This window comes from Pseudomonas sp. SF2, from assembly GCF_036858055.1.
In the GTDB taxonomy this organism is placed as follows: Bacteria; Pseudomonadota; Gammaproteobacteria; order Pseudomonadales; family Pseudomonadaceae; genus Aquipseudomonas.
The window spans coordinates 151,682-169,046 of sequence record NZ_JAMBDI010000005.1; the positions used below are offsets into that span (position 1 = coordinate 151,682).

Consider the following 17,365-nt stretch of genomic DNA (forward strand, 5'->3'; position numbering starts at 1 on the left):
TAGAACTGAAATCACATGAAACTAATTACATTTCGCATTTGACAATTATTATCATTCTGAATAGCTTGTCGCCCGTCGTAGGAAGCTTCCCAACTTTGGGTGCGTCCTTTCCCCTCTGTGACAAGGTGATTTCCATGGCGGAACAACTATCCACAAGTAAGTGCGATTCACCATTACTACAGGCCTTCGTCGACAACCGCAGCATCCTGGTCAAGATCGCCGCCCGCATCACCGGCTGCCGCTCGCGCGCCGAAGATGTGGTGCAGGACGCCTTTTTCCGGCTCGGCGCCGCTCCGCACATCACCTCGTCGTTCAAGGCGCAGCTGAGCTACCTGTTCCAGATCGTGCGCAACCTGGCCATCGACCACTACCGCAAGCAGGCCATGGAGTTGAAGTACTCCGGCAGCGAGGAGGAAGGCCTGAACGTGGTCGTGCAAAACGCCTCCCCCGAAGCCACCCACATCAACCTCGCCGCGCTGGATGACATTGCCGAGGCGCTGAACGAACTGCCTCAGCGCACCCGCTATGCCTTCGAGATGTATCGCCTGCATGGCGTGCCGCAAAAAGACATTGCCAAGGAGCTGGGCGTGTCGCCGACGCTGGTCAACTTCATGATCCGCGATGCGCTGGTACATTGCCGCAAGACGGCCAGTCGGCAGGCCTGATCAAGCAGAGTTCGCTTCTTCGCGGGCAAGCCCGCTCCCACAGGATAAGCACAGACCTCAAAGACTGAGGGGGACCTGTGGGAGCGGACGTGCCCGCGAAGAAGCCACCTCGATATCAAGCCAGTTTGCAGCGGTCGAAAAACCGTTCCCGCCCCAGAATCATCAACGCCGCACGCTTGTGCGGGAAGTCGAACTCCTTGTCGCAATGGAAGCACTGGTCGTGCATGTAGCCGATCATCTTGCCGTTGTCGGCACGCGGCTCGGCCACCACCCGCTGGGTGCGTGGGTCATCCAGGAACAGGTAATGCACCAGCGCCGATAGCCAACTGGCCACCTTGTGCGGCCCGCGGTGGCTCTCCTCCCCTACCAGCATGTGGATGCCACGGTCGTAGTCATCGGCCGGGTAGAACGGCGCAATGCGGTCTTCCTTGGCCCAGTACGCCTCGAAGTAGGCAAACGGCTGGTCATCGAAGCAGCCGATCAGCGTCAGGGTATGCGGGTCGGCCTCGAGCTTGCCCAGGTACTCGCGATGCTGCGCAAGGGTGCCACCCTCCTGCCAGAACGCCTCCACCCGTGGGTTGTTCTGCCAGCGGTTGAAGCGCTCCAGGTCATGCTCGATCTCCAAGGTCCGCAGCGACACCCAACTGCCCAGGCGCGCATCGAAGCGCCGGTACACCTCGCCACGGGGCTTGGGCGTGCGGCGTGGGTGGCGCTTGCCGTTGCTGATCTGCATCTGCTGCGGGTATGCCACGGTGGCCGACTCGCCCAGCCACGGCTGCGGCAGCTGCCAGAACAGCGCTCGCTCGCACAGGTACTGGCCTGGCTGCTCACCGGCTAGCAGCAGGCCACTGGTCAATGCCTGGGGCAACGCCTCGGGTAGGTGCCAGGCCAGGCGCTGACAGGCCGGATCGCGGGACAGCAGCCAATAACAGGCGGCCCACAAGGCCTGATAGGGGCGCTCGGGGCACAGGCGCTCAAGGTGAAGGTGCAGGGTAGCGCCCGCCTCCAGGCGCAACTGGATCAGCGGGCGGCCTTCGAGGGACAGGCTCAGCCAGCTGTCGCCCTCCTCGGCACTGAGGCTGCGCCAGCGTGGTACTGACAGGGGCTGCGAAGCGGCATCGAACGGCATGGGCTTGACTCACGGCAATGAAGAAAAGGCTCACTGCTGAGAACGTTGCCGCGACGCGCGAATTTAGTTGCGTGGTGCGGCCACCGTGATGCGGTAGGGCTCGAAGATGCGCGCCAGCTCGCCGCTGTCGCGCAGGGCGCGCAGCAGCGCCGCGAACGACTGCTCGCCGATGGGTGCCCCCGGGCGCAGCAAGGCGTAGTGGTGGTAGACCTGGTCAATGCGCTGCGAAGGCACCAACCGCTCCCGGCTGGCCGGGTTGCGCGCCAGGAAATCGCTGAGGTAGGAACGCGTGACCAGGGCTATATCGGCGCGGCCGGCCTGCACCATCAGCAGGTTGCTGTCGTGGGAGTAGGTCAGGGTCGCGTTGAAGGCCTTGCGCAGGTAGTCCGGGTCGGGATTGAAGCCGGCGAACGCATAGTGATAGCCGTTGAACAGCGCCAGGCGCTTGCCATGCAGGTCATCGAAGTAATGCGGGTCACGGCCATTGGCCTGCCGGGCAACGAACACTTCGGCGTCTTCCAGGCCCATGTCCACGGTCTGGTGGGCTATCTGCTGCCAACCCCATTGCGGGTTCTCGAAAATGGCCATGTCGGTGCGGCCTTGCTGGAAGTCACCGAAACGCCGCTGGATGGACGTGGGCACCAGAACGAAGCGGTAGTGCTGCTGCGCACGATTGAGCGCGTCGACCAGTTGCGGCAGCAGGCCGGTGTCGGCGCCCTGCTCCGGGCGCACGGTGTAGGGCGGGAAATGCGCCGCGCCAATCTTCACTTCGACGGTACCAGCCGCCCATGACGGCACCGCCAGCCAGAACACAGCCAGCAGCATCAGGGAAGACAAGGCCTTGAGGCCGGGCGCTGGAGTCAAGACGGACACTCATCACGGTTCATGCCTGGGTCCGCCTAAGCTAGGCGTTTTCCGGGCCGGATACAACTGCCGGTTATGTGGCCCTTTGTGCCAAAGCCGCGGGCAAATTGCCAGGGGGTGCCGGATGCCCGGAGTTTGGCTACGCTCTAGCAGGATCTGCAAGGGAGCCTGGTATGGGCCATTGGTTGGTGATCGACCTGGAAGCCACCACCGACGATGGTGGGTGGCCGGTCACAGAGATGGAAGTCATTGAAATCGGCGCAAGCCTGGTTACCCGCGAAGGCCGTGAGGTCGACCACTTCCAGCGCTTCGTCAAGCCTCGGCGGCGGCCGCAGTTGACCCCGTTCTGCCGCGAGCTGACCCACATCAGCCAGGCCAGCGTGGACAGTGCCGCATCGTTCCGCGAGGTGTGGGCAAGCTTCGAGCGCTGGCTCGGGCACCACCGTGGGCAGCTTCAGGCCTGGGTCAGCTGGGGCGACTACGACCGCCAGCAGCTGCATCAGGAATGGCAGCAGCATGGGCTGGACAGCCTGCTGCGGACCCTGCCGCACATCAACCTCAAGCAACGCTTCGCCAAGGCTCGCCACCTGCAGCGCCCCACCGGCCTGAACGGTGCCCTGCAGCTGGCCGGCATGCACTTTTGCGGGCAGCAGCACCGGGCTCTGGAAGATGCGCGCAATACCGCGCGACTGCTGCCGTTGAGCCTGCCTGCGGGGGCAACCTGAAAGCAGATGACGGGGCCCGTGGGCTTGGGCATACTGGCCAGCCCTTTTCATCCCCCCCTTTTCAGGAGTCGCCCATGTTCCAGGTCAACGAGTACTTCAACGGCACCGTCAAGTCGATCGCATTCGCGGGCGAAGAAGGCCCGGCCACTGTCGGTGTGATGGCCCCGGGCGAATACGAGTTCGGCACTGCCAAGCGCGAGATCATGCACGTGGTTTCGGGTGCGCTGACCGTGAAACTGCCAGGTAGCGACAACTGGGAAACCTTCAAGGCGGGCGACAAGTTCAACGTGCCGGCGGACAGCAAGTTCCAGTTGCAGGTGAAGGTGGATACCGCTTACCTGTGCGAGTACCGCGACTAAGCGTCAGCCTGGTCCGGCCTCTTCGCGGGTAAACCCGCTCCCACAGGTACTGCACAGTTTTCAGATCCTGTGGTGAACCTGTGGGAGCGGGCTCACCCGCGAAGAACCCGGCACTAATCCTTCAGGAATGCTGCAACCTTCTCAGCCGCCGCCTGCAAATGCTGCTCGTGGCTGAACCCCGAGGCCTTAAGCGGCTTCAGGTCATGGTCCCCCGCCACTAGCCAGCTCACCTCGATCGCCGGCGACAACGCATACCCTGCCACCGCCTCGCGGTTACCCAGCGCATCCCGCTCGCCCTGCACGATCAAGGTCGGCGTCTTCAATTCGGCCAGGTGCTCGACCCGTGGCTTCTCCGGTTTGCCCACCGCATAGAACGGATAGCCCAGGCACACCAGTGCATCAGCCCCCAACTCATCGGCCAGCAGGCTGGCCATGCGCCCGCCCATGGACTTGCCACCCACCGCCAGCTTGCCCGTGACCAAAGGTCGCACCTGCCGGTACACCTCGCGCCAGCACTCCAGCAACACCTTCTGTGGGTTCGGCGGCCGCTTGCCGCCGGTAACCCGGCGCTCGGCCATGTACGGGAACTCGAAGCGCACTACCGCCACCCCAAGCGCCGCAAGCCTTTGCGCCATTTCGTCCATGAACCCGCTGTCCATCGGTGCACCTGCGCCATGGGCCAGGATCAGGCAACCCTTGTAGCCGTCCTGGCCCTGAACGTGCGGAGGATCGCAGCGCAAGCCTGGGACATTTCCGACCTTCGCCCATTGATCCCCGTCAATACCGGCACTTTGCCCATTAATCATGCTTGCCTCGCTGTAAAGCCTGCCAAATAACCGTGGATGGGAACCCATACATGAACACAACCAGCAGTACCGCCTATAACTACAAGGTGGTCCGCCAATTCGCCATCATGACGGTGGTGTGGGGAATCGTCGGGATGGGGCTCGGCGTCTTCATCGCCGCCCAGCTCGCCTGGCCTTCCCTCAACTTCGACCTCCCCTGGACCAGCTTCGGCCGCCTGCGTCCCCTGCATACCAATGCGGTGATCTTCGCCTTTGGCGGCTGTGCGCTGTTCGCCACCTCCTATTATTCGGTGCAACGCACCTGCCAGACCACCCTGTTTGCACCAGGCCTGGCCGCGTTCACCTTCTGGGGCTGGCAACTGGTGATCCTGCTGGCGGCCATCAGCCTGCCGCTGGGCTACACCAGCTCCAAGGAATACGCCGAACTGGAATGGCCGATCGACATCCTGATCACCATCGTCTGGGTGAGCTACGCCATCGTGTTCTTCGGCACGCTGATGAAACGCAACACCAAGCACATCTATGTCGGTAACTGGTTCTTCGGCGCCTTCATCCTCACCGTGGCGATGCTGCACGTCGTCAACAACCTGGAACTGCCGGTCAGCCTGACCAAGTCCTACTCGGTCTATGCCGGCGCTACCGATGCCATGGTGCAGTGGTGGTATGGCCACAACGCGGTGGGCTTCTTCCTGACCGCGGGCTTCCTGGGGATGATGTACTACTACGTGCCCAAGCAGGCCGAACGCCCGGTTTATTCCTATCGCCTGTCGATCGTGCACTTCTGGGCGCTGATCACCCTGTACATCTGGGCCGGTCCGCACCACCTGCACTACACCGCCCTGCCTGACTGGGCCCAGTCGCTGGGCATGGTGATGTCGCTGATCCTGCTGGCACCCAGCTGGGGCGGCATGATCAACGGCATGATGACCCTGTCCGGTGCCTGGCACAAACTGCGCAGCGACCCGATCCTGCGTTTCCTGGTGGTGTCGCTGGCGTTCTACGGCATGTCCACCTTCGAAGGCCCGATGATGGCCATCAAGACGGTCAACGCCCTGTCCCACTACACCGACTGGACCATCGGCCACGTGCACGCCGGCGCCCTCGGCTGGGTGGCGATGATCTCGATCGGCGCGCTGTACCACACCATCCCGAAAGTGTTCGGCAAAGAGCGCATGTACAGCATCGGCCTGATCAACGCGCACTTCTGGCTGGCCACCATCGGCACCGTGCTGTACATCGCCTCGATGTGGGTCAACGGTATCGCCCAGGGCCTGATGTGGCGCGCGGTCAACAGTGACGGCACGCTCACCTACTCGTTCGTGGAAACCCTGGTGGCCAGCCACCCAGGCTTCATCGTGCGCTTCGTCGGTGGTGCGATCTTCCTCAGCGGCATGTTCCTGATGGCCTGGAACACCTGGCGCACCGTGCGTTCGCCGGCGCTCGATGTCGCCCCTGCGAACGCCCAGCTGGCTTGAGGAGACCTGCCTGATGAAACATGAAGTCATCGAGAAAAACGTCGGCCTGCTGGCCCTGCTGATGGTGTTTGCCGTCAGTATCGGCGGCCTGACCCAGATCGTCCCGCTGTTCTTCCAGGACGTCACCAACAAACCGGTGGAAGGCATGAAGCCCTACACCGCACTGCAACTGGAAGGCCGCGACATCTACATCCGCGAAGGCTGCGTAGGCTGCCACTCGCAGATGATCCGCCCGTTCCGCGCCGAAACCGAGCGCTATGGCCACTACTCGGTGGCCGGTGAAAGCGTGTGGGACCACCCGTTCCTGTGGGGTTCCAAGCGCACCGGGCCGGACCTGGCCCGGGTCGGTGGCCGTTACTCGGACGACTGGCACCGTGCGCACCTGTACAACCCGCGCAACGTGGTCCCGGAGTCGAAGATGCCGTCGTACCCGTGGCTGGTCGCCCAGCAGGTCGACAATAGCCACACCGACACCAAGATGCGCACCCTGCGCAGCCTGGGCGTGCCCTACACCGACGCCGACATCGCCGGGGCCCGCGACGCGGTCAAGGGCAAGACCGAGATGGACGCCCTGGTGGCCTACCTGCAGGTGCTCGGCACCGCGATCAAGAACAAGAGGTGAGTGCGATGGAAATGGACATCGGCATGATCCGCGGCCTGGGTACCCTGGTGGTGATGATCGCCTTCATCGGCCTCACCCTGTGGGTATTCAACCGCCGCCGCGACCATGATTTCGCCGAAGCGCGCCTGCTGCCCTTCGTCGACGACCGCCTGCCCTCTGCCGGACAGGAACCTGCTGCAAAAAGGAGTAACGGGCAATGACCACCTTCTGGAGTACGTACATCTGCGTACTGACCATCGGTAGCCTGATTGGCCTGACCTGGCTGTTGCTCGCCACCCGCAAGGGCCAGAGCAACACCACCGACCAGACCATGGGCCACAGCTTCGACGGCATCGAGGAATACGACAACCCGCTGCCCAAGTGGTGGTTCTGGCTGTTCGTCGGCACCCTGGTGTTCTCGGTCGGCTACCTGATCCTCTACCCGGGCCTGGGCAACTGGAAGGGCATCCTGCCAGGCTATGAAAACGGCTGGACCGGCGCCAACGAATGGCAGAAGGAAATGGACAAGGCCGACGCAAAATTCGGCCCGATCTTCGCCAAGTATGCTGCCATGCCCGTGGAAGAAGTGGCCAAGGACCCGCAGGCGCTGAAAATGGGCAGCCGCCTGTTCGCCTCCAACTGCTCGGTATGCCACGGCTCGGACGCCAAGGGTGCCTACGGCTTCCCCAACCTCACCGACAAGGACTGGCGCTGGGGCGGCGAGGCGGAAACCATCAAGGCTTCTATCATGAACGGCCGCCACGGCGTGATGCCGGCCTGGGCCGAAGTGATCGGCGAGCAGGGCGTGGCGGATGTGGCCGCGTTCGTGCTCACCGACCTCGCTGGCCGCACCCTGCCGGAAGGGGTCAAGGCCGACCCGGCCAAAGGCAAGGAGATCTTCGCCGGCAACTGCGTGGCCTGCCACGGGCCTGAAGGCAAGGGCACTCCGGCCATGGGTGCGCCAGACCTGACCCACCCGCAGGCGTTCATCTACGGTTCGAGCTTTGCCCAGTTGCAGCAGACCATTCGCTATGGTCGCCAGGGGCAGATGCCGGCGCAGGCCGAGATCCAGGGCAACGACAAGGTGCACCTGCTGGCGGCGTATGTGTATAGCCTGTCGCAGGATCAAGCTTCGCCAGACCTGACAGCCAAGTAACACCCATTCGCGGCGGTTCGGCGTCCCGACTCGCCCGCTCCCACAGGTCAACCACAGATTTCAAGTATTGTGGTGAACCTGTGGGAGCGGGCAAGCCCGCGAAGGGCTGCAAAGCAGCCCCTCTCCCTGCTCTACCCCTCCTTGCACCCCCTCCGAACAGAACTAAGCTTGTTGCCTCAGTGGGCCTCGCTCCGAAAGGACCGAAGCAGACGCGGCGCGTAGCCTGTTGCCGTCCCGATAAAAAGCTTGACCGATCGATCAGAAAAAGACGAAAAACGGTACACATTACAAATATTTATTTGTGTACAATCGCCAGAACCCGATTACTGCGGGACATCAGTGAACGGGCTCGGGCACGGGTCGGCGTACCAAAGTTGCGTTGCGGTAACCCCAGTGGTTATCAATACTGGCGCCGATTTTTCGACCAACAAGAACATCAAAACCGTGGAACCTTAGCAATGAGCACAGCAATCAGTCCGACTGCTTATAACTATAAGGTCGTCCGCCAGTTCGCCATCATGACGGTGGTCTGGGGGATCCTTGGCATGGGCCTCGGCGTCTTCATCGCCTCGCAGCTGGTATGGCCGCAACTGAACCTGGACCTGCCCTGGACCAGCTTCGGCCGCCTGCGCCCGCTGCACACCAACCTGGTGATCTTCGCCTTCGGGGGCTGTGCGCTGTTCGGCACCAGCTACTACGTGGTGCAGCGCACCTGTCAGACCCGGCTGATCTCCGACAGCATGGCCGCCTTCACCTTCTGGGGTTGGCAGGCGGTGATCGTCGGCGCGCTGATCACCCTGCCGATGGGCTACACCACCACCAAGGAATACGCCGAGCTCGAGTGGCCGCTGGCGATCCTGCTGGCCATCGTCTGGGTCACCTACGGGCTGGTGTTCTTCGGCACCATCGTCAAGCGCAAGACCAAGCACATCTATGTCGGCAACTGGTTCTACGGCGCCTTCATCGTGGTTACCGCGATGCTGCACATCGTCAACCACATCTCGCTGCCGGTAAGCCTGTTCAAGTCGTACTCGGCCTACTCCGGCGCTACCGACGCGATGATCCAGTGGTGGTACGGCCACAACGCCGTGGGCTTCTTCCTCACCACCGGCTTCCTGGGGATGATGTACTACTTCGTACCCAAGCAGGCCGAACGCCCGATCTACTCGTATCGCCTGTCGATCGTGCACTTCTGGGCACTGATCACCCTGTACATCTGGGCCGGCCCGCACCACCTGCACTACACCGCCCTGCCTGACTGGGCACAGTCGCTGGGCATGGTGATGTCGATCATCCTGCTGGCACCAAGCTGGGGGGGCATGATCAACGGCATGATGACCCTGTCCGGTGCCTGGCACAAACTGCGCACCGACCCGATCCTGCGCTTCCTGGTGGTGTCGCTGGCGTTCTACGGCATGTCCACCTTCGAAGGCCCGATGATGGCCATCAAGACCGTGAACTCGCTGTCGCACTACACCGACTGGACCATCGGCCACGTCCACGCCGGCGCCCTCGGCTGGGTGGCGATGATCTCGATCGGCGCCGTGTACCACATGATCCCGAAACTCTACGGTCGCGAGCAGATGCACAGCATCGGCCTGATCAACGCGCACTTCTGGCTGGCCACCATCGGCACTGTGCTGTACATCGCCTCGATGTGGGTAAACGGCATCACCCAAGGCCTGATGTGGCGCGCCATCAACGATGACGGCACCCTCACCTACTCCTTCGTCGAAGCCCTGCAGGCAAGCCACCCTGGCTATATCGTCCGCGCCCTGGGCGGTGCGTTCTTCGCCACCGGCATGCTGCTGATGGCCTACAACGTGTTCCGTACCGTACGTGCCGCCAACCCGGCACAGGCTGAGGAAGCCGCCAAGATCGTCGTCGTGGGAGCGCACTGATGAAGCATGAAGCCGTCGAGAAGAACATAGGCCTGCTGGCCTTCTTCATGGTCATCGCCGTGAGCGTCGGTGGCCTGACCCAGATCGTCCCGCTGTTTTTCCAGGACGTCACCAACAAGCCCGTGGAAGGCATGAAGCCGCGCACCGCGCTGGAACTGGAAGGCCGCGATATCTACATCCGCGAAGGCTGCGTGGGCTGCCACTCGCAGATGGTCCGCCCGTTCCGCGCCGAAACCGAGCGCTATGGCCACTACTCGGTGGCCGGTGAAAGCGTGTGGGACCACCCGTTCCTGTGGGGCTCCAAGCGCACCGGGCCGGACCTGGCCCGGGTCGGTGGCCGCTACTCCGACGACTGGCACCGCGCGCACCTGTACAACCCGCGCAACGTGGTACCGGAATCGAAGATGCCGTCGTACCCATGGCTGGTCGAGCACAAGCTCGACGGCAAGGACACCGCGAAGAAGATGGAAGTGCTGCGCACCCTGGGCGTGCCGTACACCGACGCCGACATCGCCGGGGCCCGCGATGCGGTCAAGGGCAAGACCGAAATGGACGCCATCGTCGCGTACCTGCAGGGTCTTGGCACCATCATCAAGAGCAAACGGTGACGCTGATGGATATCGGGATGATTCGCGGCCTGGGCACCGTCGTGGTGATGGTGGCTTTCGTGGGCCTGGCGCTGTGGGTGTTCAACCCACGGCGTAAAAAGGACTTCGACGAAGCCACCCAACTGCCCTTCGCGGATGACCCCGAGGCCTGCCGCCACGTCGAGCAAGAGCACGCAAAAGCTTCTGGGAGCAAAAAACAATGACAACCTTCTGGAGTCTGTACGTTACCGTCCTGACCCTGGGCACCATCTTCTCGTTGACCTGGCTGCTGCTGTCGACCCGCAAGGGCCAGCGCGAAGAGGTCACCGACGAAACCGTCGGGCATGCCTTCGATGGCATCGAGGAGTACGACAACCCGCTGCCGAAATGGTGGTTCTGGCTGTTCGTCGGCACCATCGTCTTCGCCCTCGGCTACCTGGTGCTGTACCCGGGCCTGGGCAACTGGAAAGGCATCCTGCCGGGCTACTCGTACCTGGATAACGACAAGCAGACCGAGTTCTCCAACGGCCAGCCGGGCTGGACCGGCGTGCACGAGTGGGAAAAGGAAATGGCCAAGGCCGACGCCCGCTTCGGGCCGATCTTCGCCAAGTTCGCGGCCATGCCCATCACTGAGGTGGCCAAGGACCCGCAGGCCCTGAAGATGGGCGCGCGGCTGTTCGCTTCCAACTGCTCGGTGTGCCACGGCTCCGACGCCAAGGGTGCCTTCGGCTTCCCTAACCTCACCGACAACGACTGGCGCTGGGGCGGCGAGCCGGACACCATCAAGACCACCATCATGGGCGGCCGCCACGGCGTGATGCCGGCCTGGGCCGAGGTGATCGGTGACCAGGGCGTGGCCGACGTGGCCGCGTTCGTGGTCAGCAAGCTCGATGGCCGTACCCTGCCAGAAGGCGTGAAGGCCGATGCCGAGAACGGGCAGAAGATCTTCGCCGCCAACTGCGTGGCCTGCCACGGGCCCGAGGGCAAGGGTACGCCGGCCATGGGCGCGCCAAACCTGACCCATCCGCAGGCGTTCATCTACGGTTCGAGCTTTGCGCAACTGCAGCAGACCATCCGCTATGGCCGCCAGGGGCAGATGCCGGCCCAGGAGCAGTTGCAGGGGAATGACAAGGTGCACTTGCTGGCGGCGTATGTTTACAGCCTGTCGCAGCAGGCCGAACCGGCCAAGGCCGAGTAAGGCAGGCCCGGCCTCTTCGCGGGTAAACCCGCTCCCACAGGCACTGCGCTCGCGTCAGAATCTGTGCGGTCCCTGTGGGAGCGGGTTCACCCGCGAAGAGGCCGGTACTGAAAACACATTTGTTGCAGGCTCCATGACCTGGATCAATTGACACCTGCCATAACACGATTCGTGCCACGAACCCAACGCGACTAAAGGTCGCAGTGCAGCCCCATACCGCCATCAGCGGCGTATCATGGGCCGCAGAGCGCTAGCAGATTGCGCGAGACTGCGGCCGGCACGCACTGGCTGCGGCGTTTCTCCACTGCCGTGGGACTTGATGATGAGCAAGCAAATTCCGGTACATGACGTGACCCCGCCTGCCAACAAAGGGAAGGATTCCGTCGACCTCTACGCCTCCCGGGAAAAGATCTACACCCGTGCCTTCACCGGCCTGTTCCGACGCCTGCGCATGGTCGGCGGGGCAGTGCTGTTCCTGCTGTACTTCGGCACCGTGTGGCTGAACTGGGGCGGCCACCAGGCCGTGTGGTGGAACCTGCCCGAGCGCAAGTTCTACATCTTCGGCGCCACCATCTGGCCGCAAGACTTCATTCTGCTTTCAGGCATCCTCATCGTTGCTGCCTTCGGCCTGTTCTTCATCACCGTGTTCGCCGGCCGGGTGTGGTGCGGCTACACCTGCCCGCAAAGCGTGTGGACATGGATTTTCATGTGGTGCGAAAAGGTCACCGAGGGCGACCGCAACCAGCGCATGAAGCTCGACAAAGCCCCCATGAGCGGCAACAAGTTCCTGCGCAAGTTCGCCAAGCACAGCCTGTGGCTGCTGATCGGTTTCGTCACCGGCATGACCTTCGTCGGCTATTTCTCGCCGATCCGTGAACTGGCCACCGAATTCTTTACCGGTCAGGCCGACGGCTGGGCCTACTTCTGGGTCGGCTTCTTCACCCTCGCCACCTACGGCAACGCCGGCTGGCTGCGCGAGCAGGTGTGCGTGTACATGTGCCCCTACGCGCGCTTCCAGAGCGTGATGTTCGACAAGGACACGCTGATCGTTTCCTACGACCCGCGCCGTGGCGAAACCCGCGGCCCGCGCAAAAAGGACCTGGACTACAAGGCTGCGGGCCTGGGCGACTGCATCGACTGCACCATGTGCGTGCAGGTCTGCCCCACCGGCATCGACATCCGTGACGGCCTGCAGATCGAGTGCATCGGCTGCGCCGCGTGCATCGACGCCTGTGACAACATCATGGACAAGATGAACTACCCCAAAGGGCTGATCAGCTACACCACCGAACACAACCTGTCCGGGCAGAAGACCCACCTGCTGCGCCCGCGGCTGATCGGTTACGCCGTGGTACTGCTGGTGATGATGGTCGGCCTGGCCACCGCCTTCGCCACCCGTTCGCTGGTCGGTTTCGACGTCAGCAAGGACCGTGTGCTGTACCGCGAGAACGCCCAGGGGCGGATCGAGAACGTGTACAGCCTGAAGGTGATGAACAAGGACCAGCGTGACCACGTCTACGTGCTGGACGCCACTGGCCTGCCGGACCTGAAGCTTGAAGGCCAGCGCGAGATCCGCGTGGACGCTGGTGATATCGTCAGCCTGCCGGTGCAACTGTCGGTCGCGCCCGAGAAACTGCCGTCGACCACCAACGAAATCACCTTCATCCTCAAGAGCGCCGATGACAGCGACGCCCAGGTTGAAGCCAAGAGCCGTTTCATCGGCCCACAGATCCGCTAAGAGAGATAACCACCAATGCCTGCCACCGCCGCCAGCCCCTGGTACAAGCACCTCTGGCCCTGGATCATCATCGGTATCCTCGCCACCTCGGTGTGCCTGAGCCTGACCATGGTCAGCATCGCCGTGCACAACCCGGACAACCTGGTGAACGACAATTACTACGAGGCCGGCAAGGGCATCAACCGCTCGCTGGACCGAGAACTGCTGGCACAGAACCTGGGCCTGAAGGCCGGCGTGCACCTGGACGAGCTGACCGGCGAAGTGGACGTGCGCCTGGCCGGCAACAGCGACCCGCAGAGCCTGGAGCTGAACCTGATTTCGCCGACCCAGCCGGAGAAAGACCGCAAGGTGCTGCTGAGCAGGGTCGAGGCAGGGCGCTATGTGGGGCAGCTGGAAGACAAGGTCGACGGGCGGCGCTTCGTCGAACTGCTGGGGAGCGAAGGCGGCCAGGTGTGGCGCTTGTTCGAGGAAGAAAAGGTGGAGCATGGTGTGACCTTGCAGCTGGGTGATGAAGCGCTCCAGGGGGCCGAGCACCGATAAACGCACCTCCGCCGCTCCTTGTGGGAGCGGGTTTACCCGCGAAGGCGTCAGACCTTAAAGCATCATCGCCGGATCTGACGCTTTCGCGGGTGAACCCGCTCCCACAGGCACCGTGCCCAACCAGCCGATTTGTGTAAGGCAAATGATGTGATGACCCAGCCCACCCCCTGCTACCACTGCGCCCTGCCCGTCCCCGCCGGCAACCGCTTCAGCGCCGTGGTCCTCGGCCAACCCCGGCAGTTCTGCTGCCCCGGCTGCCAGGCGGTGGCCGAGTCGATCGTTGCCGGTGGCCTGGAGCACTACTACCAGCACCGCAGCGACAACAGCGCCAACCCCGAGGCCCTGCCCAATCAGCTACAGGACGAACTGGCCCTCTACGACCGCAGCGACGTACAGCAAACCTTCGTGCGCCATGCCGGCGATCTGGCCGAAGCTACCCTGCTGGTCGAAGGCATCAGCTGCGCCGCCTGCGGCTGGCTGATCGAAAAGCACCTGCGCAACCTGCCCGGTGTTGCCGAAGCACGCCTGAACCTGTCCAACCACCGCCTGTTGCTGAACTGGGATGACAAGCTACTGCCACTCTCGCGCCTGCTCGCCGAGCTGCGCCAGATCGGCTACGCCGCCCACCCCTACCAGCCCGACCAGGCCACCGAGCAACTGGCCCGCGAGAACCGCAGCGCCCTGCGCCGCCTGGGCGTGGCCGGGCTGCTGTGGTTTCAGGCGATGATGGCAACCATGGCCACCTGGCCGGAATTCAACATCGACCTGTCGCCCGAACTGCACACCATCCTGCGCTGGGTGGCGCTGTTCCTCACCATCCCCATCGTGTTCTACAGCTGCGCACCGTTCTTCAAGGGCGCGGCACGCGACCTGCGCACCCGCCACCTGACCATGGACGTTTCGGTGTCGCTGGCCATTGGCCTGGCCTTCGGCGCGGGCATCTGGACCGCCATCACCGGCAGCGGCGAGCTGTATTTCGACACCGTGGGCATGTTTGCGCTGTTCCTGCTCACTGGCCGCTACCTGGAGCGCCGCGCCCGCGAACGCACCGCCGCGGCCACTGCGCAGCTGGTCAACCTGCTGCCGGCCTCGTGCCTGCGCCTGGACACCCACGGCCGCAGCGAGCGCATCCTGCTCAGCGAACTGCAGTGCGGTGACACGGTACAGGTGCTGCCAGGCGCAGTAATCCCCGCCGACGGGCGCATCGTCGAAGGCCGCTCCAGCGTCGATGAATCGCTGCTGACCGGTGAATACCTGCCGCAACCACGCCGAGTCGGCGAGCGGGTTACCGGCGGCACCCTGAATGTCGAAAGCACCCTGAACGTGGAAGTGGAAGCCCTCGGCCACGACTCGCGGTTGTCGGCCATTGTCCGTCTGCTGGAACGCGCCCAGACCGAGAAACCACGCCTGGCCGAAATCGCCGACCGGGCCTCGCAGTGGTTCCTGCTGTTCTCGCTGCTGGCCGCCGCAGCCATCGGCCTGTGGTGGTGGCACCTGGACCCGGCGCGGGCGTTCTGGATCGTACTGGCCATGCTGGTAGCGACCTGCCCTTGCGCGCTGTCCCTGGCCACGCCAACGGCGCTTACTGCGGCCACCGGCACCTTGCACAAGCTCGGCCTGCTGGTGACCCGCGGCCATGTGCTGGAAGGCCTGAACCAGATCGACACGGTGATTTTCGACAAGACCGGCACCCTGACCGAAGGCCGCCTGACCTTGCGCAGCATCCGCCCGCTCGGCAGCCTGCCCGCCGACCGCTGCCTGGCCTTGGCCGCGGCGCTGGAAAACCGCTCCGAACACCCCATCGCCCGTGCCTTCGGCCGCACCGCCACGCCTGCTGACGATGTGCAGACCGTACCTGGCCTGGGCCTGGAAGGGCTGGTCGAAGGCCAGCACCTGCGCATTGGCCAGGCCACCTTCGTCTGTGCCCTGAGCGGCGCGGAGATCCCCAGTGTACCGGAGCCACGCGGACAGTGGCTGCTGCTGGGCGACCGCCAGGGCCCGCTGGCCTGGTTTGGCCTGGACGACCGCCTGCGCGACGATGCCCCTGCCCTGCTGGCAGCCTGCAAGGCCCGTGGCTGGCGCACGCTGCTGCTGTCCGGCGACAGCTCGCCGATGGTTGCCGAAGTGGCCGCACAGCTGGGCATCGACCAGGCCATCGGCGGCCTGCGCCCGGACGACAAACTGGACCGGCTGAAGGCGCTGCAGGCAGCCGGGCACAAGGTGCTGATGCTGGGCGACGGGGTCAACGACGTGCCGGTGCTGGCCGCCGCCGACATCAGCATCGCCATGGGCAGCGCCACCGACCTGGCCAAGACCAGCGCCGACGCCGTGCTGCTGTCCAACCGCCTGCAGGCGCTGGTACAGGCCTTCGAACTGGCCCGCCGCACCCGCCGCAACATCCTCGAGAACCTGCTGTGGGCGACCCTGTATAATGGCCTGATGTTGCCGTTTGCCGCGCTCGGCTGGATCACCCCGGTATGGGCAGCCATCGGCATGTCGGTCAGTTCACTGATCGTGGTGCTCAACGCCCTGCGCCTGACCCGCCTGCCCTTGGCATCGGGCTTGCCAACGAATGAAGCGCCCCTGCCTGGGAGGAAGTCACCATGCCCGCCCTCTACGTCATGATCCCCGCGGCCCTGCTGCTGGTCGGCGTGGCCGTGTACATCTTCTTCTGGGCGGTGGACAGTGGCCAGTACGACGACCTGGAAAGCCCGGCCCACAGCATCCTGTTCGACGACCAGGACCCGCGCCACCAGGCGGCGGTGAAGCCTGACGACAGCCAGGCCGACACCGACAAGGAACCCCCACCCCGTGCCTGACCTGCTGCCCCTGCTGGGCTCGGCGATGATCCTCGGCCTGCTCGGCGGCGGCCACTGCCTGGGCATGTGCGGCGGCCTGATGGGCGCGCTGACCCTTGCCATCCCACCCGAACAGCGTGGCCGGCGTTTGCGCCTGCTGCTGGCTTACAACCTTGGGCGCATTCTCAGTTATGCCTGTGCCGGCCTGCTGCTGGGCCTGGCCGGCTGGGCCGTGGCCAGCAGCCCGGCGGCGCTGGCACTGCGGGTGGTGGCGGCGCTGCTGTTGATCGCCATGGGGCTGTACCTGGCCGGCTGGTGGAGCGGGCTGACCCGCATCGAGGCGCTGGGCCGGGGGTTGTGGCGGCATATCCAGCCAGTGGCGTCGCGCTTGCTGCCAGTGTCCAGCCTGCCCCGCGCGTTGCTGCTGGGGTCGCTGTGGGGCTGGCTGCCATGCGGCCTGGTGTACAGCACCTTGCTGTGGGCAGCCAGCCAAGGCAATGCCGGGTACAGCGCGGCGCTGATGCTGGCGTTCGGCGTGGGGACCTGGCCGGTGCTGCTGGCTACCGGATTAGCCGCGGAGCGGGTAAACATTTTGTTGAAAAGACGCAGTGTGCGGGTGGCTGGCGGGGTGCTGGTGATGCTGTTTGGTATCTGGACCATGCCTGGACCGCACCAGCATTGGTTGATGGGGCATTGATCGGGGCCGCTTTGCGACCCTTCGCGGGCAAGCCCGCGAAGGGCTGCAGAGCAGCCCCAATGCCCTTGATACAAATCAACACAGATTCCTACAGACGGCCATAGACTCCGGGGCACTGCTGCTCTT

General features: G+C 64.0%; 19 protein-coding genes. 16 read left to right on the forward strand and 3 right to left on the reverse strand.

What is annotated here, in order from left to right; translation table 11 throughout:
* Positions 1–134: 134 nt before the first annotated feature.
* Positions 135–665: an RNA polymerase factor sigma-70 gene (locus M2S36_RS03245; protein WP_207830039.1), complete on the forward strand. Its 531-nt coding sequence runs from the start codon at positions 135–137 to the stop codon at positions 663–665.
* A gap of 115 nt (positions 666–780) precedes the next feature.
* Here M2S36_RS03245 and M2S36_RS03250 read toward each other — a convergent pair whose 3' ends face one another.
* Together M2S36_RS03250 and M2S36_RS03255 are read right to left on the reverse strand one after the other, a co-directional pair.
* Positions 781–1,794: a GNAT family N-acetyltransferase gene (locus M2S36_RS03250; RefSeq protein WP_207830038.1), complete on the reverse strand. Its 1,014-nt coding sequence runs from the start codon at positions 1,792–1,794 to the stop codon at positions 781–783.
* A 63-nt stretch (positions 1,795–1,857) separates the two neighbouring features.
* Positions 1,858–2,658, reverse strand: a complete 801-nt coding sequence (locus M2S36_RS03255; RefSeq protein WP_207830034.1) for a substrate-binding periplasmic protein — start codon at positions 2,656–2,658, stop codon at positions 1,858–1,860.
* A 173-nt stretch (positions 2,659–2,831) separates the two neighbouring features.
* On the opposite strand from M2S36_RS03255, the gene M2S36_RS03260 reads away from it, so the two are divergent.
* Both M2S36_RS03260 and ppnP read left to right on the forward strand, forming a co-directional pair.
* The gene (locus M2S36_RS03260) at positions 2,832–3,383 is read left to right on the forward strand and encodes an exonuclease domain-containing protein (protein ID WP_207830033.1); all 552 of its coding nucleotides are present in this window, start codon (positions 2,832–2,834) and stop codon (positions 3,381–3,383) included.
* A 74-nt stretch (positions 3,384–3,457) separates the two neighbouring features.
* Positions 3,458–3,742: a pyrimidine/purine nucleoside phosphorylase gene (gene ppnP / locus M2S36_RS03265; RefSeq protein ID WP_003259920.1), complete on the forward strand. Its 285-nt coding sequence runs from the start codon at positions 3,458–3,460 to the stop codon at positions 3,740–3,742.
* Positions 3,743–3,855: 113 nt separating this feature from the next.
* On the opposite strand, the gene M2S36_RS03270 is transcribed toward ppnP, so the two are convergent.
* Positions 3,856–4,548, reverse strand: coding sequence for an alpha/beta family hydrolase (locus tag M2S36_RS03270; RefSeq protein ID WP_233693698.1), 693 nt, complete (start codon positions 4,546–4,548; stop codon positions 3,856–3,858).
* A 50-nt stretch (positions 4,549–4,598) separates the two neighbouring features.
* Between M2S36_RS03270 and ccoN (M2S36_RS03275) the strand changes: the two genes are divergently transcribed.
* From ccoN (M2S36_RS03275) to M2S36_RS03335, 13 genes are all read left to right on the forward strand, one after another.
* Entirely contained in the window at positions 4,599–6,023 is a 1,425-nt protein-coding gene (gene ccoN / locus M2S36_RS03275; protein WP_233693699.1) for a cytochrome-c oxidase, cbb3-type subunit I, read from the forward strand.
* A 13-nt stretch (positions 6,024–6,036) separates the two neighbouring features.
* A complete protein-coding gene (ccoO, locus tag M2S36_RS03280) occupies positions 6,037–6,645 on the forward strand; it encodes a cytochrome-c oxidase, cbb3-type subunit II (protein WP_207830029.1) in 609 nt (202 codons plus the stop codon).
* Positions 6,646–6,650: 5 nt separating this feature from the next.
* Positions 6,651–6,845 (forward strand): cbb3-type cytochrome oxidase subunit 3, encoded by a 195-nt coding sequence (locus tag M2S36_RS03285; protein WP_063912756.1) that lies wholly within the window; start codon positions 6,651–6,653, stop codon positions 6,843–6,845.
* Positions 6,842–7,780 carry a cytochrome-c oxidase, cbb3-type subunit III gene (gene ccoP, locus M2S36_RS03290; RefSeq protein ID WP_207830027.1) on the forward strand — a complete coding sequence of 313 codons (939 nt, stop codon included), beginning with the start codon at positions 6,842–6,844 and terminating at the stop codon, positions 7,778–7,780. Before M2S36_RS03285 ends, ccoP (M2S36_RS03290) begins: the two co-directional genes overlap by 4 nt.
* A gap of 458 nt (positions 7,781–8,238) precedes the next feature.
* Positions 8,239–9,681: a cytochrome-c oxidase, cbb3-type subunit I gene (gene ccoN / locus M2S36_RS03295; protein ID WP_063912758.1), complete on the forward strand. Its 1,443-nt coding sequence runs from the start codon at positions 8,239–8,241 to the stop codon at positions 9,679–9,681.
* The gene (gene ccoO, locus M2S36_RS03300; RefSeq protein WP_207830025.1) at positions 9,681–10,289 is read left to right on the forward strand and encodes a cytochrome-c oxidase, cbb3-type subunit II; all 609 of its coding nucleotides are present in this window, start codon (positions 9,681–9,683) and stop codon (positions 10,287–10,289) included. The genes ccoN (M2S36_RS03295) and ccoO (M2S36_RS03300) overlap by 1 nt, the downstream gene beginning before the upstream one ends.
* 5 nt (positions 10,290–10,294) lie before the next feature.
* Entirely contained in the window at positions 10,295–10,492 is a 198-nt protein-coding gene (locus M2S36_RS03305) for a CcoQ/FixQ family Cbb3-type cytochrome c oxidase assembly chaperone (protein WP_015271138.1), read from the forward strand.
* Positions 10,489–11,466 carry a cytochrome-c oxidase, cbb3-type subunit III gene (ccoP, locus tag M2S36_RS03310; RefSeq protein ID WP_207830023.1) on the forward strand — a complete coding sequence of 326 codons (978 nt, stop codon included), beginning with the start codon at positions 10,489–10,491 and terminating at the stop codon, positions 11,464–11,466. Before M2S36_RS03305 ends, ccoP (M2S36_RS03310) begins: the two co-directional genes overlap by 4 nt.
* A gap of 322 nt (positions 11,467–11,788) precedes the next feature.
* A complete protein-coding gene (gene ccoG, locus M2S36_RS03315; protein ID WP_207830021.1) occupies positions 11,789–13,204 on the forward strand; it encodes a cytochrome c oxidase accessory protein CcoG in 1,416 nt (471 codons plus the stop codon).
* Between the two features lie 15 nt (positions 13,205–13,219).
* Positions 13,220–13,744 (forward strand): FixH family protein, encoded by a 525-nt coding sequence (locus M2S36_RS03320; protein WP_207830018.1) that lies wholly within the window; start codon positions 13,220–13,222, stop codon positions 13,742–13,744.
* A 150-nt stretch (positions 13,745–13,894) separates the two neighbouring features.
* Positions 13,895–16,369, forward strand: coding sequence for a heavy metal translocating P-type ATPase (locus tag M2S36_RS03325; RefSeq protein WP_241105873.1), 2,475 nt, complete (start codon positions 13,895–13,897; stop codon positions 16,367–16,369).
* A complete protein-coding gene (gene ccoS / locus M2S36_RS03330) occupies positions 16,348–16,563 on the forward strand; it encodes a cbb3-type cytochrome oxidase assembly protein CcoS (protein WP_087499884.1) in 216 nt (71 codons plus the stop codon). Before M2S36_RS03325 ends, ccoS begins: the two co-directional genes overlap by 22 nt.
* On the forward strand, positions 16,556–17,239 hold the full coding sequence (locus tag M2S36_RS03335; RefSeq protein WP_207830012.1) for a sulfite exporter TauE/SafE family protein: 684 nt from the start codon (positions 16,556–16,558) through the stop codon (positions 17,237–17,239). Before ccoS ends, M2S36_RS03335 begins: the two co-directional genes overlap by 8 nt.
* Positions 17,240–17,365: the final 126 nt, after the last annotated feature.

Excerpts from the sequence above, each read along its gene's own strand:
- M2S36_RS03260 (WP_207830033.1), top strand. The coding sequence starts at position 2,832 with ATGGGCCATTGGTTGGTGATCGACCTGGAAGCCACCACCGACGATGGT.
- M2S36_RS03285 (WP_063912756.1), top strand. The coding sequence starts at position 6,651 with ATGGAAATGGACATCGGCATGATCCGCGGCCTGGGTACCCTGGTGGTG.
- ccoN (WP_063912758.1), top strand. The coding sequence starts at position 8,239 with ATGAGCACAGCAATCAGTCCGACTGCTTATAACTATAAGGTCGTCCGC.
- ccoG (WP_207830021.1), top strand. The coding sequence starts at position 11,789 with ATGAGCAAGCAAATTCCGGTACATGACGTGACCCCGCCTGCCAACAAA.
- ccoP (WP_207830023.1), top strand. The coding sequence starts at position 10,489 with ATGACAACCTTCTGGAGTCTGTACGTTACCGTCCTGACCCTGGGCACC.
- ccoP (WP_207830027.1), top strand. The coding sequence starts at position 6,842 with ATGACCACCTTCTGGAGTACGTACATCTGCGTACTGACCATCGGTAGC.
- M2S36_RS03305 (WP_015271138.1), top strand. The coding sequence starts at position 10,295 with ATGGATATCGGGATGATTCGCGGCCTGGGCACCGTCGTGGTGATGGTG.
- ppnP (WP_003259920.1), top strand. The coding sequence starts at position 3,458 with ATGTTCCAGGTCAACGAGTACTTCAACGGCACCGTCAAGTCGATCGCA.
- M2S36_RS03325 (WP_241105873.1), top strand. The coding sequence starts at position 13,895 with ATGACCCAGCCCACCCCCTGCTACCACTGCGCCCTGCCCGTCCCCGCC.
- ccoO (WP_207830025.1), top strand. The coding sequence starts at position 9,681 with ATGAAGCATGAAGCCGTCGAGAAGAACATAGGCCTGCTGGCCTTCTTC.
- M2S36_RS03250 (WP_207830038.1), bottom strand. The coding sequence starts at position 1,794 with ATGCCGTTCGATGCCGCTTCGCAGCCCCTGTCAGTACCACGCTGGCGC.
- M2S36_RS03270 (WP_233693698.1), bottom strand. The coding sequence starts at position 4,548 with ATGATTAATGGGCAAAGTGCCGGTATTGACGGGGATCAATGGGCGAAG.
- ccoN (WP_233693699.1), top strand. The coding sequence starts at position 4,599 with ATGAACACAACCAGCAGTACCGCCTATAACTACAAGGTGGTCCGCCAA.
- M2S36_RS03245 (WP_207830039.1), top strand. The coding sequence starts at position 135 with ATGGCGGAACAACTATCCACAAGTAAGTGCGATTCACCATTACTACAG.
- ccoO (WP_207830029.1), top strand. The coding sequence starts at position 6,037 with ATGAAACATGAAGTCATCGAGAAAAACGTCGGCCTGCTGGCCCTGCTG.
- M2S36_RS03320 (WP_207830018.1), top strand. The coding sequence starts at position 13,220 with ATGCCTGCCACCGCCGCCAGCCCCTGGTACAAGCACCTCTGGCCCTGG.
- ccoS (WP_087499884.1), top strand. The coding sequence starts at position 16,348 with ATGCCCGCCCTCTACGTCATGATCCCCGCGGCCCTGCTGCTGGTCGGC.